Source organism: Halopseudomonas pelagia CL-AP6 (assembly GCF_000410875.1).
In the GTDB taxonomy this organism is placed as follows: domain Bacteria; phylum Pseudomonadota; class Gammaproteobacteria; order Pseudomonadales; family Pseudomonadaceae; genus Halopseudomonas; species Halopseudomonas pelagia.
Genome location: NZ_AROI01000016.1, coordinates 1 through 16,725, shown reverse-complemented (window position 1 = coordinate 16,725; position 16,725 = coordinate 1). Strand labels below are relative to the sequence as shown.

General features: G+C 57.6%; 15 protein-coding genes. 8 read left to right on the top strand and 7 right to left on the bottom strand.

The genetic code is table 11. From position 1 onward, the window contains the following. Positions 1 to 42: 42 nt before the first annotated feature. Positions 43 to 369 (top strand): YbaB/EbfC family nucleoid-associated protein, encoded by a 327-nt coding sequence (locus K787_RS0112935; RefSeq protein ID WP_022963225.1) that lies wholly within the window; start codon positions 43 to 45, stop codon positions 367 to 369. A 29-nt stretch (positions 370 to 398) separates the two neighbouring features. Then, a complete protein-coding gene (recR, locus tag K787_RS0112930) occupies positions 399 to 998 on the top strand; it encodes a recombination mediator RecR (RefSeq protein WP_022963224.1) in 600 nt (199 codons plus the stop codon). Positions 999 to 1,022: 24 nt separating this feature from the next. Here recR and K787_RS0112925 read toward each other — a convergent pair whose 3' ends face one another. The 3 genes from K787_RS0112925 to K787_RS25095 form a co-directional block, all read right to left on the bottom strand. Continuing rightward, positions 1,023 to 1,892, bottom strand: a complete 870-nt coding sequence (locus tag K787_RS0112925) for a pirin family protein (protein ID WP_022963223.1) — start codon at positions 1,890 to 1,892, stop codon at positions 1,023 to 1,025. A gap of 104 nt (positions 1,893 to 1,996) precedes the next feature. Continuing rightward, positions 1,997 to 2,266 carry a hypothetical protein gene (locus K787_RS0112920; protein ID WP_022963222.1) on the bottom strand — a complete coding sequence of 90 codons (270 nt, stop codon included), beginning with the start codon at positions 2,264 to 2,266 and terminating at the stop codon, positions 1,997 to 1,999. A gap of 371 nt (positions 2,267 to 2,637) precedes the next feature. Further along, positions 2,638 to 2,832 carry a hypothetical protein gene (locus K787_RS25095; protein ID WP_152486841.1) on the bottom strand — a complete coding sequence of 65 codons (195 nt, stop codon included), beginning with the start codon at positions 2,830 to 2,832 and terminating at the stop codon, positions 2,638 to 2,640. On the opposite strand from K787_RS25095, the gene K787_RS0112910 reads away from it, so the two are divergent. Next, entirely contained in the window at positions 2,822 to 4,153 is a 1,332-nt protein-coding gene (locus K787_RS0112910) for a serine hydrolase domain-containing protein (RefSeq protein ID WP_022963220.1), read from the top strand. The two genes, K787_RS25095 and K787_RS0112910, sit on opposite strands and share 11 nt — an antisense overlap. 15 nt (positions 4,154 to 4,168) lie before the next feature. On the opposite strand, the gene K787_RS0112905 is transcribed toward K787_RS0112910, so the two are convergent. Then, positions 4,169 to 4,396 carry a YheU family protein gene (locus K787_RS0112905; protein WP_028614906.1) on the bottom strand — a complete coding sequence of 76 codons (228 nt, stop codon included), beginning with the start codon at positions 4,394 to 4,396 and terminating at the stop codon, positions 4,169 to 4,171. 70 nt (positions 4,397 to 4,466) lie between these two features. Between K787_RS0112905 and K787_RS0112900 the strand changes: the two genes are divergently transcribed. Further along, the gene (locus K787_RS0112900; protein ID WP_022963218.1) at positions 4,467 to 5,225 is read left to right on the top strand and encodes a sulfite exporter TauE/SafE family protein; all 759 of its coding nucleotides are present in this window, start codon (positions 4,467 to 4,469) and stop codon (positions 5,223 to 5,225) included. Here the strand turns inward: K787_RS0112900 and K787_RS0112895 are convergent. Both K787_RS0112895 and mnmC read right to left on the bottom strand, forming a co-directional pair. Further along, positions 5,203 to 7,971 carry a hybrid sensor histidine kinase/response regulator gene (locus K787_RS0112895; RefSeq protein WP_022963217.1) on the bottom strand — a complete coding sequence of 923 codons (2,769 nt, stop codon included), beginning with the start codon at positions 7,969 to 7,971 and terminating at the stop codon, positions 5,203 to 5,205. The genes K787_RS0112900 and K787_RS0112895 overlap by 23 nt on opposite strands. 94 nt (positions 7,972 to 8,065) lie before the next feature. Beyond that, the gene (gene mnmC, locus K787_RS0112890; protein WP_022963216.1) at positions 8,066 to 10,054 is read right to left on the bottom strand and encodes a bifunctional tRNA (5-methylaminomethyl-2-thiouridine)(34)-methyltransferase MnmC2/FAD-dependent 5-carboxymethylaminomethyl-2-thiouridine(34) oxidoreductase MnmC1; all 1,989 of its coding nucleotides are present in this window, start codon (positions 10,052 to 10,054) and stop codon (positions 8,066 to 8,068) included. Between the two features lie 561 nt (positions 10,055 to 10,615). Between mnmC and K787_RS0112880 the strand changes: the two genes are divergently transcribed. Together K787_RS0112880 and K787_RS0112875 are read left to right on the top strand one after the other, a co-directional pair. After that, positions 10,616 to 11,821: an acetyl-CoA C-acetyltransferase gene (locus K787_RS0112880; protein WP_022963214.1), complete on the top strand. Its 1,206-nt coding sequence runs from the start codon at positions 10,616 to 10,618 to the stop codon at positions 11,819 to 11,821. A gap of 22 nt (positions 11,822 to 11,843) precedes the next feature. Further along, on the top strand, positions 11,844 to 13,988 hold the full coding sequence (locus K787_RS0112875; protein ID WP_022963213.1) for a 3-hydroxyacyl-CoA dehydrogenase NAD-binding domain-containing protein: 2,145 nt from the start codon (positions 11,844 to 11,846) through the stop codon (positions 13,986 to 13,988). 2 nt (positions 13,989 to 13,990) lie between these two features. On the opposite strand, the gene K787_RS0112870 is transcribed toward K787_RS0112875, so the two are convergent. Continuing rightward, a complete protein-coding gene (locus K787_RS0112870) occupies positions 13,991 to 14,326 on the bottom strand; it encodes a 4a-hydroxytetrahydrobiopterin dehydratase (RefSeq protein ID WP_022963212.1) in 336 nt (111 codons plus the stop codon). Positions 14,327 to 14,444: 118 nt separating this feature from the next. Between K787_RS0112870 and K787_RS23090 the strand changes: the two genes are divergently transcribed. Further along, positions 14,445 to 15,392, top strand: coding sequence for an HPP family protein (locus K787_RS23090; RefSeq protein ID WP_022963211.1), 948 nt, complete (start codon positions 14,445 to 14,447; stop codon positions 15,390 to 15,392). A 286-nt stretch (positions 15,393 to 15,678) separates the two neighbouring features. Then, a complete protein-coding gene (locus K787_RS0112860; RefSeq protein WP_022963210.1) occupies positions 15,679 to 16,659 on the top strand; it encodes a DMT family transporter in 981 nt (326 codons plus the stop codon). Positions 16,660 to 16,725: the final 66 nt, after the last annotated feature.

Sequence of the window (16,725 nt, the reverse complement as noted above, 5' to 3'; positions counted from 1 at the left end):
TTAATCCATTGATGACTTTTAGCATTGAATGAGGACAGCAACATGATGAAAGGTGGCATGGCCGGGCTTATGAAGCAGGCGCAGGAAATGCAGGAAAAGATGCAAAAAATGCAGGAAGAGCTGGCTAATGCCGAGGTCACCGGCCAATCAGGTGCGGGTCTGGTATCGGTCATGATGAACGGTCGGCATGACGTCAAACGCGTTTCGCTGGACGACAGCCTGATGACCGAGGACAAGGAAATTCTTGAGGACCTGATCGCCGCCGCCTTTAATGATGCTGTGCGCAAGCTGGAGCTGAATAACAAGGACAAGATGGCGGGTCTGACCCAGGGCATGAATCTGCCTGATGGCTTCAAGATGCCTTTTTGATTTATTCACCCTTTTTGCAAGGCTGCTAAATGAGCTTCAGCCCTTTGATTCGGCGTTTGATTGACGGTCTTCGCGGTTTGCCTGGTGTTGGCCCCAAGACCGCGCAGCGCATGGCGCTGCATCTACTTGAGCGCGACCGTGATGTGGCGCGGCATTTGGCCGAGGCGCTATCGGCCGCTATGGATGGGGTAGGTTATTGCAGCCGCTGCCGGACCTTGAGTGAGCACGATATTTGCGCCATTTGCAGTGATCCGCGGCGTGACAGCAGCCTGCTCTGTGTTTTACAAAGCCCTGCTGATGTATGGGCGGTGGAGCAGGCGGGTGGATTTGTCGGACGTTATTTTGTGCTCAAGGGGCAGCTATCTCCTATTGACGGGTTGGGGCCTGAGGAGATTGGCATCCCGGCATTACTGCAAGCGGTCGAAAGAGCTGAAGTAGCCGAGGTGATTCTCGCGACCAATCCGACGGTGGAAGGCGAGGCCACTGCGCATTATATTGCCAATCTGCTCAAGCCCAGAGGCATCAAGGTCTCGCGCATTGCCCACGGCGTGCCGCTGGGGGGCGAGCTGGAGTATATTGATGGCGGCACGCTGGCTCACGCGCTGGCAGGACGTACGCCGATCCTCTGACGTCCGTCCAGTAGTGCGCTGTGCTTAGCCGGCCAAGCGGCCATCGCGATAATCGCGTAGCGCCTGCTCTATCTCTTCCCGACTATTCATCACAAAGGGGCCATATTGGACGATAGGTTCGCCTAGGGGTTTTCCGGCGATCAACAGCAGCCTGGCGCCGTTTTTTCCAGCACTCAGCGCAATCCGGTTGCCGCTACCCAAGCGCCCCAGCAGCCCAGCCCCTAGCGGGGAAGTCTGTTCACGTCCGTGCAGAACTATCTGCCCCTCATAGACATACAGCATGGCATTCAGATGCACGGACACGGGTAGTTCTACTCGCTCGTCAGGCACCAGGTGCAAGTCCAGATACAATGGTTCGGTACTTTTGCCGTTGATAGGACCTTTTCTCAGGCCCCCAGCCAATTCCAGTTCGCCAGCGATCAACCTCAGGGTTCCGCCACTGGGGAGCGTCTGCTCGGTCACGGCTGAGGAGGGCAGGTCCTGGTAGGAGGCCGGCTGCATCTTTTCCGCGCTGGGCAGATTGACCCATAGCTGGAAACCGCGCATACGCCCGGAATCCTGCTGCGGCATTTCGGAATGGATGATGCCTTTGCCTGCAGTCATCCATTGCACACCGCCAGGCTCAAGCAGACCACGGTTGCCCATATGGTCTTCATGCAGCATGCGGCCTTCGAGCATATAGGTCACTGTTTCAAAGCCCCGATGCGGGTGGGACGGAAAGCCGCCCACGTAATCGGCAGCATCATCGGAACCGAACTCGTCGAGCATTAGGAAGGGATCAAAACGTTCGGCGCGACTGCCGCCGAATATGCGTTTGAGCTTGACGCCATCGCCATCGGAGGCGGCTTGGCCGACCAGCACTTCGACAACATCACGATTGACTGAGGCAGGCATGACATAACTCCTATGGGGGGAATGCCATCAGTCTATGCGTGGTTATGTTGATCGAATAGCGCAAAAAATGCCGCTATTCGATCGATAAATTAGATGGGATAGGGTTATTCCGCCCCTTTGGCTTCCAGCTCTTTGATGATGCGGTCGTACGCCTCACAGGCGCCATGATCACTGCGAGTGGGGTCACGCAATTGCAGCCCAAGCAATTGCTTATGTAATTCATTGGCTTTTGCCTGATCGCCGTCGGCAAGACGATGGATGGTTTCGGCAACCTCCTCGGCCTTGGCTTGGGCCTCTTCCGGTGTGCAAGCATAAGCTGGCAGAGCGGCAATGCTGAATAAGCCGGCAAGTGCCAGCCCGGTGAATTTTTTCATGAAATAACCTCATTAACTGCGTAGGTTGGCTGGCTGTGAAATCTAACAAGCTATGGTAACGAGAATACCACCTCGCTCCAAGTCGCTACTGTCTTACCCCTGCTGCCGGGTGCCGGCTCATCAGATCACCGGGTCGCTGGTCCGCGAATCGCCAATACGCGGACTGAAGGAATAAAGCTGAAACAGATGCGGTGTCGCTATAGTGAATGACCGGGGTAACTTAATCACGTCTAAATCGATCAAATAAGCGCCCTGCGACATTTTCTCGCAGCCACCTGTGCTCGGCCTTACTAGTAAGAGTCGGCATGCGGTTATCAGTTCCCTGTCTAGCGGGTTGACTTCGTCCGCAAGGCCGACCGTAAGCATTTTTATCAGGGCTCGCCCTGGTTATCCAGAGTGGAAAGTACCAGCGCATCAAGGCGCGATATGCCGCTTATTGAATGATGGCTGATTCGCTGGCTGAATAAGCGGCTTTGTTGGCCATTTGGGCGCTGATTTGTGGGCAGGCTTTGGTTAGTCTCAAGCGCAACAACAACAACAACGAATGGATACGCCATGCTTTCCATACGACTGCCCCGTACCTTCTCTATTACTCCACTGATGCTGGTAATGCTGATGGCTACCCACACCACCTCTGTGGCGCAAAGTGCCGCGCCTACCTTGCCTACTCCCGACAGCGTGCGACTGGATCGTTTGCAGTTGATGCAGGGTTTCCCGCCGCCTGCCGACAAACAAGTTACAGCGGCTAATTTTCTGACCGACTATCCGAATGTGCGCTGGGCTTTCCATCATATGCGTGAGCTGCTTCCTTCACGTCATATATCCAGAGGGCCTGGCGCTGCCGTAGCCCTGACGGCAGGCACTGATAGGCGCGCCGAAATTGATGCGCTGCGCTTTACTGGCCCGGATGGGGCAACGTTGAGCTTTGCTGATTACCTGACTGCTTCCTATGCGGATGCGACCCTGATCATGAAAGACGGAGAAGTTATCTATCAGGCTTATCACGAAGGAATGCCCGAACAGAATCCGCATATGATGTGGTCGATGACCAAGTCATTCACCGGTCTGCTGGCAACGCAGTTGATTGAAGAGGGCGTGCTCGACCCGCAGGCCCAGATCACGGATTACGTGCCTGAGCTGCGGGGCAGTGGTTGGCAGGATGCAACACTGCAACAATTACTCAACATGACGGCGGATATCGATTACAGCGAAGTCTACGCTGACGCAGAGTCCGACGTAATCAAGTACGCCTTTGCTGCGGGCATGTTGCCAGCCCCTGGCGACTTTACTGGCCAGCGCGAGTTGTATCCTTATCTACCCACTATCGGACCCGATGGCGAGCACGGCGAGCGATTTATCTACCGTACCGTACATACCGAAGTGCTGGGCTGGGTGCTGCGCAAGGCTACTGGCAAACACCTCGCTGAGCTGATCAGTGAGCGTATCTGGAGCAAGCTGGGCGCTGAGCACGATGCCTATCTGCTGGTAGATAGGCACGGCACCGAGTGGGCAGGTGCGGGTATGAATGCAAGCCTGCGTGATCTGGCGCGGTTCGGTGAGATGATGCGCTTGGAGGGTCGCTACAATAACCAGCAGATTGTCAGCGGCGAGGTGGTCAAAGCCATCCGCGAAGGTGCTGATCAGGAGGCGTTCAAGGCCTCAGGCCGGGATTTCCAGCCAGGCTATTCCTACCGCAACCAGTGGTGGATCAGTCATAACGCCGATGGTGCCTACGAGGCGCTTGGCGTGCATGGGCAGATGATCCATGTGAATCCTGCCGTGGGGCTGGTGGTTGTGCGGCTTTCTTCGCATCCGGTGGCCAGCTCGGCACACACCTTCCCAACCACACTACCGGCTATGCAGGCTTTGGCTGATTTGCTGCGTTGATGCCGCGGGCGCGGACTACAGCAGCATCTCTGGCGGTACGTCGCGGCGGTGTGCCAGGCTGGTGTCGCCGCTATCGGCATGATAGACAATCACCACATCGCCCTTGATGATTTGCTTGCGCAGCCGCTCGACTCGTTGGTCGAGGCTCGCGTCATAGCCGTTGTCGGTGCCGTCTCGGGTAACAAAATCTTCGAGCAAGCGTTCAAGGGTGATTGGGTCGAGCAGGTCGTAGGGTATTAGCATGGTGTCTACTTCGTCGATGACATAGCGCTGATGATACACTGCTCGACCTGTCGATAACGTCCGGTTTCCGATGATTTCAGATCCCCTGTTCTATCTTTGCGCGATTCCCGCAGTGTTGTTCTACGGTATAGCCAAAGGCGGCTTCGGCGGCAATATCGCTATTTTGTCAGTCCCCTTGATGGCGCTGGTCGTGTCGCCGCAAAAAGCCGCCGCAATCTTGCTGCCGATTCTCATCGTCATGGACATAACCGCGCTGCGTACTTTCCGCGGCCGTTGGGACAAGACTAATTTGCGCATCATCATTCCCGCAGCGCTGGTCGGTGTAGTGCTCGGCGGCCTGACCTTCAGACTGCTTAATGACGCTCATATCCAGTTGCTGATCGGTGCTATTGCACTGCTGTTTGTGCTGAATATATGGCTCAGACGCGGGGAGCCTCCGGTGCGCGGCCCCAGCCGGGTAAGGGGTGGTTTTTGGGGCATGGTCTCGGGTTTTACCAGCTTTGGTATCCACGCTGGTGGTCCGCCGATCAACGTCTATCTGTTGCCGCAGAAGATGGATAAAACCTTGCTAATGGGCACCATTGCGGTGTTCTTCGCTGTGGTGAACCTGGCTAAGCTGCCTGCTTATATCTACCTGGATCAATTCAATAGCAGCAATCTGCTAACCTCGCTGGTGCTCCTGCCGTTGGCGCCAGTAGGGGTGAAGATGGGTTTTTGGATGTTGCAACGCAGCAACGAAAAGCTCATTTACCAACTGTGTTACGTGTTTCTGTTTTTCACTGGCTGCAAGTTGTTGTATGACGGATTTACGGGACTGTATCCGGGGTGATCAGTTTGTCGAGCACTGCGTACAGAGCCTCACGTCTAAGCGGCTTGGCGAGATAGTCGTTCATGCCCGCGTCGACGCCAGCCTGACGATGGCTATCAAGAATATGCGCGGTCAAGGCAACGATGGTGACGGCAGGGAGCAAGTGCTGGCTTTCGAATGCCCGTATCTGCCGGGTAGCTTCAAAGCCGTCCATTACCGGCATTTCGCCGTCCATTAATATCAGCTGGAACTGGTCTGGGTTGGCGCAGTAGGTGGCCAGCGCTTCGGCCCCGTTGGGCACGAGCTTGACCAGGCAGGAGCGTGTCTCTAATAACCCACGAACTACCATCTGATTCACCGGGTTGTCCTCCGCAACCAGAACGCTGAGTGGCCGGCCAATCGGGTTGGGCAGCACATCCAAATCGTATTCGTTTAGGCCTTTCCCGCTATTCGTTGTGGTGCTTAGCTCCTTTAGGGCGTTGCGCAGTTGTACCGGGGTGATCGGGGCGTTGCACACCCGGCTGCGGGCAGAGCCGAATGTCTGCAGCGATTGTCGCAAGTGACTGGAGGAAATCACCAGCGCCGTGTCCGAGTGAGAGGCCAGTGTCTGGTTCAGTTGGGCCAGTTGATGTTGATCAAAACCCTCGGTGCAGGCCAGCAGGAAGCCTTGTGTCGGTCCTTTTGTCAAAGGAGTCAGGCTCAGGTGTTGTGGCCTGTAGCCAAAACGTATTAGCAAGCGTGCGTAGCATGCCTGCGCCGCCGGGTCGGCACTGATCAGCCAGGCAGGCAAGGCCGGCTCGTGCAGGGCAATAGGCAGGGTGTGGATGCCGGGCTCTAAATCCAGTGTGAAGCTGAAGCAGGCGCCATGTTGCGGCTGGCTGTCTACCCGGATCTGCCCACCCATCAATGTGACTAATTCCTGACTAATGGTCAGACCCAGGCCGCTACCACCATAGCGGCGAGTGGTACTGCTGTCGGCTTGGGCAAAGGACAGGAATAACTGATGTTGGGCGTCAGCGCTGATGCCAATGCCGGTATCTTGGATGGAAAACGCCAGCCGCACATGCTCAGATGATGAGGCTCCAGGTGATAGCGCGGGTAGCAGCTCAACCCGCAGGGCTATGTAGCCCTGTTCGGTAAACTTCAGGGCGTTGCTCATCAGGTTGAGCAGTACTTGTTTGAGGCGCGTCGGGTCGCCCATCAGGGTCCTGGGTACCTGCGGATCCAGGCTGCAATACACCGACAGCTGTTTGTTCAGTGCCTCGGCGGTAAATAGGCTGCAGCTATCGGAGAGCAGCTCTTCCAGGTCGAATTCGATCCGTTCCAGGCGCACTTGACCGGATTCTATGCGGGCGTAATCAAGGATGTCGTTGATTACCGAGATCAGCGCATTCCCGGAGCTGTTGATGGTTTCAACGTAAAAACGCTGGTGGCTGTCCAGCCGGGTGTCGCGCAGCAATTGCAGCATACCCAGTACGCCGTTGAGCGGGGTACGGATCTCGTGGCTCATTTTGGCGAGAAACCGGCCTTGTGCAAGTGACTCCAGACGCGCTTGCTGGGCTTGTTCGTCAGCCTTGTGACGCGCGTCCTTGAGAGCGTTTATTCGATCGGCCAATCCGAGTGACAGGATGAACAACTCGACGCAGATGCCCAGTTTTACCCAGTCGGTTCCGTAGCTAATAGCAAGTTCGATGCCTAGCGAGCCGGTCGTCGAGAGCATCAATGAGCCGAGCAGCAAGCCCCAGGCCAAGGTGTAGTAAGACCCGTAACGGAAGCCCTTGCGCCAGACATAAATGCCGGTTCCCAGCAATACGGCGGAGCTGAGTAGCACGTACAGGCTTGCCAGCAGGTTGTAGAGATTGACGCCGATCAACGGCAGACTGATGAGCGTCAAGCCGATCAGAATAATCATGCAGCGCAATAGCCAGTCAATGCGCGGAAAGCGTTCCTGGGTATGCAGAAAGTAGCGGCTGAACTGGCTGGCAACAATACAGTGCAGAAACATCAAGCTGTAGATGGACGCCGACTGGAAGCTCACACCGACCGGCAGCCATTTCCATAGAAGACCATCGAATGCGGCCATGAACAACAGCATGTTCAGGTTGTAGATCAGGTACCAGAAATAGCTGCGTTCGCGCAGCGCGTTATACAGAAACAGGTTGTAGGCAAAGAGGCCGAGCAAGATGCCGTAGAACAACCCGTTGGCCAACATGCTGACTTCCAGATTCGCAGCGGCGGCGGGCCAGGTTGAGAAATACAGCGGCACAAACACAGTGCTGCTGGTAGCCACCCGCAGGTAGAAGCTATTCTGGCCGGGTGCCAAGTCGACCGGAATCCAGGGGTTTCTTACCTGCATGGGACGATTGGCCATATCCAGATGGTCACCGCTGTGCTGCTCGCGGAGCGCGCCGTCGGGCATAAATTGGAACAGTTGCAGGTTGTCGAGAATCGGGTAATTGATTTCGAGGACGCCGCTGATGGTCGACTCGAAGGGGTTGTTGATGGCAAAGCGTATCCACCAGGCCGATCCGGTCTTGCCCATATTGGTGTATTTGCCCGATATTGGCCGCCAGTCCAGGCTCAGGTTGCCGCGCAGTTGGCTAACGCTCAACTGGCCGCCAGGATCCTCTACCAGTAACACATAGGGGGAAAGATTGACGCGCAGGTCAGGGTCGTCGAGCAGCAAGCTATTAGCTGTCACAGCCTGAAGTGGAAGTCCCAGCAGAAAAAAACAGCACAGTAACAACGGTCTGGGCGAGAGGGCCATCAAATGCACACCTCAGAGAGCTTGTCGATTATTCGGAGTTATTGTGACAAGGCGTGACTGAATGCTAGCACAGGGTGGCGAAATGCGCCGCCTATCAGCGCGCGCCTTGGCCGCGAACCAACTGGCGTAGCAGAAAGCGGCTAGGGTGCACCGAATGAGCCAGATCAATAGGAAGTGGGAGCGGTTCGCCGGTCACCTGAGCAGCGATCAACTCGCCGCTCAGCGGGCAACTGATCAATCCGCGTGAGCCATGTGCAGCATTGATAAACAGCCCTGGAAGCCACGGAGAGGAAGTGCTTGGCTGTTTGGAAGCATCCTTCCCCAGTGCAGCATAGGCGCGCTGGAAGCTGGCGGCATTGACCACGGGTCCGATGACCGGCAGATAATCGGGCGTGGTGCAGCGCAGTGCGGCGCGCGCTTCCAGTGTGGCGGGGTCCAGATGGTCGCGCTGCAGAACGTCGGCGAGCGTCGGCGACAGGTTGTCGAGCAAGGCCAGGTTGCTCTGGTTTTCCTCGGTGCTGGGGTGAAAATCGGTACGGTCAAACCGGAAACTGGCGCCCAGATGGTGCACACCTTGGCGTGCTGGAGAAATGTAACCCTCGGCGCAGAGCACGGTGCGCAGCTGCGCACTGCGCTCGGTAGCAGGTAGATGGGTAATCTGACCGCGTATGGCTTTGAGCGGTAGATGCGCCGTCTGGGCAAATCTTTGGCTGTCTGCTGCACTGCATATCACCGCTATTTGCGCTTCGGCCAGGATCCGATCCTCCCCGTCCAGTGCTTGCCATTGCTCTGCGTGGGTTTGCAGGTGCAGGGCTGCGCTGTGCGTCTTGAGGGTGATCGCAGGGTGTTGCAGTAATTTCTCGCAGAGTGCTGGAGGGTTGACCCAACCACCCTCGGGAAAGAACAAGCCAGGGTGGTCGATTGTCACGCCCGCCATCGTGCTCGCCTCGCGGGCGTCCAGGCTGTGCAGGAACTGACGCGGGTAGCCGTCCAAGCCGAGCCTGGCTAGGCGCGCCGCCTCCTTGGCATTTGCCGCCAGCTGCAGTACGCCGCAGGCTTGCCATTGATCTTCGCCCTGGGGTAATACCTCCTGCAATAACCGCAGGCTATAAGCGTAGCTGCTCTGCACAAACCGGGAAAGGGGGGTGTGATGGGGCGAGAGCTTGCAATACAGAATGCCCTGGGGGTTACCAGAGGCTTCTTGCGCCGCTGCCTTGTGCCGCTCAAGCACCGTGACCTGCCAGCCGCGCCGCGCCAGGGCAAAGGCGGTGCAGCACCCGGCGAGACCGGCGCCGATGACTATGGCCGTGCGTGGCGCCGGGCGCCCGGTGGGACGCAGATACCAGGGCGCGGCCCAGGGTAACGCTGGTTGCTGCTGCAGAACGCCCGCAAGCATGTGGCGTTTATAGCCATGCCCCGGGACTTTTTGTGTATCAAAGCCAGCCGCTATCAGTCCGCGGCGTACCTCGCCGACACTGGTGAAGGTCGCCACGGTGGTGCCGGGTCGTGAGAGCCGGGCCATGTGTTGGTAAAGGGCGGGCTGCCACATATCTGGGTTTTTTCCCGGAGCGAAGCCATCCAGGAACCAGGCATCGACCTGGCCATCAAGCTGCGGCAGGGTCTCTAACATATCGCCGATAAGCAGTGTCAGTGTGACCCTGCCTTGAGCTAAAACGAAGTGCTGCCAGCCAGGAGCGAGGTCGCTATAGTGGCTTATTAGCGCCTCTGACCAAGGCTGTAGTTCGGGCCACAGGGTATGTGCACGGCGCAGATCGGCGGTTGATAACGGGTATTGCTCACTGCTGACAAAGTGCAGGAAAGCCGATTTGGGTGCGCATTGGTCCCAGAGCTGCCAAGCGGCAAGAAAGCTTCGCCCGGTGCCAAAGCCGGTTTCGCCTATGCAAAAATGATCGCCGTCCGCTAGCGTTGCCCAACGCTCGGGTAAATTATTGTGTTGGAGAAATACATGGCGTGCCTCTTCCAGGGCTGACACGCTGGAAAAATACACATCGTCGAATTGTTCCGAAAACGGCTGCCCATCGGCGGACCAACTGAGGTGGGCAAAGGGCGATGATGAGTTCACGATAACTCCGGCGACATGTTCGCCGTCATTATACTCTTGAACCTACCTTTGCCACTTGATTACCAAGAAATACGCTGGCCTGCAGTATTAAGTGATATTCGGGAAGATCAGCAATAGCCAGGTAGCCACAAAGACCAGAGCAACGTAAGGCCACTGGGTTTTGATCAGTTCTTTCATAATAATCACCATTTATTATTGTTGGCAGGTGCCTTGGTAAGGCCTGCGGCGCCAGCCGGGTAATGGCTTTTGCGCTGATGTATGTCGACTAGACGAGTCGTTATCTAAAGTGTGTGACTGCGGCGAGGGTTGCCCGTTCAACATCTGACACTTCGATTTCAGAATAGTCCTTCCAATCTATCCGCGTTAGATGAATTGGCTACTTGAATTAGTCACATAGTCGCCAACTAGAATGACGCTGCCATGACAGTGTCATGATTCTGTTTGTCGTCTGCGGCAACGCCTACGTAGCAGCGTTTTTGTCAGCGGGATTGAGCGTTTTGGTCATTGTTGCGCTTGCTGTCAGGAGTAGGGTAGGTATAAGCAATTATTACGGAGAACCCCATGACCGAAGCATTTATTTTTGACGCCGTGCGCACTCCGCGTGGCAAAGGCAAGAAAGATGGATCGCTTTACAGCGTCAAGCCGGTCAACCTGATCGCTGGCCTGTTGCGCAGCCTTCAACAACGCCAGGATCTGGATACCAGTCAGGTAGACGACATCGTGCTGGGCTGCGTGACGCCTATCGGCGACCAGGGTGCCGACATCGCCAAGACCGCAGCGCTGGTGGCAGGGTGGGATGATAGGGTTGCCGGGGTACAGATCAACCGGTTTTGTGCTTCGGGCCTTGAGGCGGTCAATCTGGGCGCCATGAAAGTCCGTTCGGGCTTCGAGGATCTGGTCGTGGTAGGTGGTGTGGAATCCATGTCGAGGGTGCCGATGGGCTCGGATGGCGGGGCCTGGGCGATGGATCCTGAAACCAATATGCGCGCGCATTTCGTACCGCAGGGCATAGGCGCGGATCTGATCGCCACGCTGGAGGGTTTCAGTCGCGAGGATGTTGACGCCTTTGCGCTGCGCTCGCAGCAAAAGGCTGCCAGCGCCCGCAGCCGCAACGCCTTTGGTCGCACGCTGGTGCCGGTAACCGACCAGAACGGTATCGTGTTGTTGGATAACGATGAGTTTATCCGTGCTGAGAGCACGCTCGCTGGCCTGGGCGCATTGAAGCCGAGTTTTGAGGTAATGGGGCAAATGGGCTTTGATGCTGCTGCACTATCCCGATATCCGCAGGTGGAACGTATTCAGCATGTGCATACGCCGGGCAACAGCTCGGGAATCGTTGATGGCGCGGTGGCCATGTTGATCGGCTCTGAGGATAAGGGCCGGGCACTGGGACTGTCACCCCGAGCACGGGTGGTGGCGACCGCAGTGACCAGTACGGATCCGACCATCATGCTCACCGGCCCTGCGCCAGCCACGCGCAAGGCGCTGGCCCGCGCCGGACTGAGCATTACCGATATTGACTTGTTTGAGGTCAATGAAGCCTTCGCCTCGGTGGTCATGCGCTTTATGAAGGAGATGCAGGTGCCGGAAGAGAAAGTCAACGTCAATGGCGGCTCGATTGCCATGGGCCATCCGCTCGGTGCCACCGGCTGCATCATTCTGGCGACGCTACTCGACGAGTTGGAAGCCCGGCAGTTGCGCTACGGCCTGGCCACGCTTTGCGTGGGCGGCGGCATGGGTATCGCCACCATTATCGAGCGGCTTTGATGTGAGCACACAGGAATCGACCATGACAGATGCTATCCAATACCAGAAAAGCGCCGACGCTATCGTCACGCTGACCCTGGACATGCCGGGCCAGAGCGCCAACACCATGAACGCGGCCTATCGCCAGGCCATGGCCACGACCGTTGCGCGCCTGGAAGCTGAGCGCGAGCAGATTGCCGGGGTGATTGTCACCTCGGCGAAAAAAACCTTCTTTGCCGGCGGGGATCTTAACGAGCTGATCAAGGTCAGCCCCGCCGAGGCCGAGACTTTTTATCACATGGTGCTGGGATTGAAGGCGCAACTGCGGCGCCTGGAAACCCTGGGTAAACCGGTCGTCGCGGCCATCAATGGCGCGGCATTGGGTGGCGGCTGGGAGCTGGCGCTGGCGTGCCATTACCGTATTGCGCTTGATCAGCCACAGGTGCAGCTAGGCTTGCCGGAAGTGACCCTGGGTTTGCTGCCGGGCGGTGGCGGCATTGTGCGCATGGTGCGCCTGTTGGGGGTGGAGAAGGCGCTGCCGTATCTGGCCGAGGGCAAGCAACTGCGGCCCGCCCAGGCGCTGGCGGCGGGTCTGATACATGAACTGGCGAGCAGCCGTGAAGACCTGCTGGCCAAGGCACGGACCTGGATACTGGCCAATCCAGCGGCTGTTCAGCCCTGGGATAGCAAGGGTTACAAGTTGCCTGGCGGCACGCCGAGCCATCCGGCGCTGGCGCAGCTGCTGCCGATGGCACCCGCGCTGTTGCGCAGCAAGACCCAGGGTTGTTTTCCGGCCCCGGAGAAAATCCTCTGCGCTGCAGTAGAGGGTGCGCAGGTCGACTTCGACACCGCGCAGCTGATCGAAACACGCTACTTTACCGAGCTGGCCACCGGCCGGGTGGCCAAGAACATGATCGGCACCTTCTGGTTTCAGCTCAATCAGATCAAGGCCGGTGGCTCGCGGCCCGCCGGGTTCGAGAAGATGGTCACGCGCAAGTTGGGCGTGCTGGGTGCCGGTATGATGGGCGCCGGAATAGCCTATGTCGCCGCAGCAGCAGGCATTGAGGTGGTACTCAAGGATATCTCCACCGAGGCGGCAGACAAGGGCAAAGCCTATTCCGCCGGATTGCTCGACAAGCAACTGGCCCGCGGACAGACCACAGCGGAAAAACGCGAGGCGCTACTCGCGCGTATTTATCCAACCATTGACGAGGCCGACTTTGCCGGTTGCGACCTGATTATTGAAGCGGTGTTCGAGGATCGCGAGCTCAAGGCCAGGGTCACCCAGGCGGCTGAGCAGCACGCGTTGGCGGATGCGGTTATCGCCTCCAATACCTCGACGCTACCAATTACCGGGCTGGCCACGGCAGTCAAACAGCAGGACAGGTTTGTTGGTCTGCATTTCTTCAGCCCGGTAGACAAGATGCCGCTGGTGGAGATCATTCGCGGCCAGCACACCAGTGATAAAACCCTCGCGCGCAGCTTTGATTTCGTTATGCAGATCAACAAGACGCCGATTGTGGTCAACGACAGCCGCGGCTTCTTCACCTCGCGGGTGTTCGGCACTTTTACCAATGAAGGCATCGCGATGCTGGGTGAGGGCGTGTCCGCGGCGTTGATCGAAAATATCGCGCGCCAAGCCGGAATGCCGGTGGGCCCGCTGGCGGTGTCGGATGAAGTGTCGATGAGCCTGATGCGCCATATCCGCGAACAGACCCGTCGAGACCTGGCCGCCGAAGGTCAGAGCTTGCCCGAGCATCCGGCTTTCAAGGTGATCAATCAGATGGTCGAGACCTTCAAGCGTCCGGGTAAAGCGGCGGGGGCGGGCTTTTATGCGTATCCGCAGGACGCGCGTAAGCATTTGTGGCCTGGCTTGAAAGAGCAGTTCGAAAAGCCCGATGGGATGATTGCGCAGGAGGATGTCCGCGACCGGCTGTTGTTTATCCAGGCCATCGAGACGGTCCGCTGCGTGGAAGAAAAGGTGCTGCTGTCGACGGCGGATGCCAACATTGGCTCGATTTTCGGTATTGGTTTCGCGGCCTGGACGGGGGGCGCGCTGCAGTTTATCAATCAATATGGGCTGCAGGCTTTTGTTGCGCGGGCGCGCTACCTAGCGGAGCAATACGGCGAGCGGTTCGAGCCGCCGGCATTGTTGCTTGAGAAAGCTGCCAGCGACTCGCTGTTCTAAAATCAGACTAACTGGTCGGTTCTCGCGGCCATAATCAGATCATTGCGGTGTACACCGCCCAGCGAATGGCTCCACCAACTGACCGTCACCTTGCCCCATTCAGTTAACAGGGCAGGGTGATGGCCAGCCTTTTCTGCCAATTCACCGACTTTGTTGGTGAAGGCCAGCGCCTGGACGAAATTATTGAAGTGATAGCGTTTTTCCACCCGCGGCACGCCGTCGACGTGTTTCAGGGTCCATTCCTGTAACTCCTCCAGCAGTTCTTCGATAGCATCCTCGTCCATTGCCGTGGCGGCAGCGTCGCTGGTGTTCAGTGATTCATGGGGCAATGTGCTCATGCTGTGTCTCCTATTGCCGGTTAATGATCTGAGCATAGCAGGCATGCTGCTGTCCTAGGATTCAGTTTGTGCCAAGGCGTATCATGGACGGCTTGCTGGCGAAGATAGAGGGTGAGTTATGGGGCGACGATGGCTAAGCGAAAGCTTGCGCTTTATCGGTTGGAGACCAGACACTACCAGCCACCAGGAGAAGTTGATTTCTGCTCTGGGAGCAACTTTGTCGCTGCTGGTGGTGTATTGGGTCACGCATATCGGGCTTGATGGTGACGGTGCGCTCTGGGTGACCGGCTCCATGGGCGCCAGTGCTGTACTGGTATTTGCGATGCCGCATGGCGCGCTCTCGCAGCCCTGGTCAGTAGTTGGCGGGCAGGTCATGTCTGCCAGCCTTGGCGTGGCCTGCGTTCAGTGGTTACCTGCGGGCCCCTGGGTGGCGGCTCTGGCAGTGGGCGGCAGCATCTTCTTGATGATGTATTTGCGCTGCCTGCACCCGCCTGGTGGCGCCACGGCCATGATTGTCGTGCTGGGAGGGCCTGCAGTAGAGAGCGCCGGCTTCCACTTCGTCCTTTACCCCATTTTGCTGGACGCGCTGATTATTGTCGCGGCGGCGCTTCTGTTCAATAACCTGTTTGAATGGCGGCGTTATCCCTTGTCGCTGTCCCATCATCAAGTAGCTCGCCCGCCGGGCATCGCGCCGGAGGACTTCCACCACGCTTTGCGGCAGATGAACTCCTACGTCGATATTGAATTCGATGATTTGCTCAAGCTGGTCGAGCTGGCAAATAGGCACGCCAAGACAGAGGGTGTGAGTGAGGATGATCTGACTGCAGGGGCCTTCTATAGCAACGGTCTGCCCGGTAGTAACTGGTCCGTGCGCGAGGTGCTTCAGGTCGTGCCAAGGCGACCGGGGCGCTATGGACGCGTGCGCTACAAAACGATCAAGGGTCAGGGTGAAGGTAGCGGCGGAATGTGCCGGTTATCCACGTTTGTCACGTGGGCGCGCTACCCGGTCGAACAGGATAAAAGCGGCTGGCATCGCGTGCGCCCGACAGCTACGCCGAAGGTCTAAGGTCATTAAGACGTTGGTCGAATGGCCTGGCAGGGCTTTGACAAGGAGACTGGTCCCATTGTTTTAGTGACCTTATCTACCCCGATGTAGATGTGCTGCTCTCCTTAGGCTGCTACCCGCAAGGGCGCAGCCATTTTTTTGTGGGCGCTTAACAGGTGCTGCACCAGTTTGCGCTGCGCCAACATAATAACAGTTCGGGCAGCAACCCAAGCCCATCTGTAACTGTCAGGCACCCTTGGCGCTCGGCTACAATGCGGCGTCCCTTCGCAAGCTCAGAGTTTTTATCATGCACGTCTCGTCTGGTCGCTGGTTGTACGGTTTCGTTCTGGCCATGATCACGACCGTGCTTTGGGCTGTGCTGCCGATCATGCTCAAAGAAGTCCTCAAGGGCATGGACCCCTATACCGTGACTTGGTATCGCCTGTTCAGTGCCGGGCTTGTACTGTTTATCTGGTTGGCCGCGCGTGGACGGTTGCCATCGATTCGCGCGCTGTCGACTAACAATCGCTGGTTGCTGGTAGTAGCCATTGTCGGGCTGGCCTGCAACTACGTGTTCTATCTGCTGGGGCTGAGCCGGCTGACGCCTGGCACCATGCAGCTGATGATCCAGACGGCGCCGATCATGCTGATGTTCGGCAGCATGCTGGTGTTCCGCGAACGTTTTGGTTTGGGCCAGGTGCTCGGCGTGCTGGTACTGCTGCCGGGCTTTGTACTGTTCTTCAATCAACGGCTGGTCGAACTCTTTACCCAGATGACCAGTTACACCCTCGGTATTCTGATCACCCTGGCGGCGGCGCTGACCTGGGCGCTGTACGGACTGGCGCAGAAGCAGCTGTTGACGATCTGGTCGTCGATTACGGTGATGATGGTCATTTACCTGGCCTGCTCGCTGTTGTTGCTGCCGTTGACCAACCCATTGTCTGTGTTGGATTTGACCGGGCTGCAATTCTGGCTGTTGGTCGCCTGCTGCTTGAATACTCTGGTCGCTTACGGCGCCTTTGCCGAAGCCCTGGTGCACTGGGAAGCTTCACGGGTCAGCGCGACCATCGCGACCACGCCGCTGTTTACCTTCAGCATGGTTGCTCTGGGCTCCATGCTCTGGCCGAGTATCGTGCAGCCGGAGCTGCTTAACCATCTAGCGTATCTGGGAGCGTTGATGGTGGTGGTGGGCTCGGCCCTGGTGGCGCTGGCGCCGAGCCTGATTCAGAAGCTGAAGAATCGCCGTTTGCGGCGGCTGGCAATAACGCCGCCGCCGGCGGGGTCTTGATCTAGCGCCTTCCTCCGGGGCTGAAGGAGGTTTTGATTTAACCCTATCGCGGCCAGGCGGCCGCTC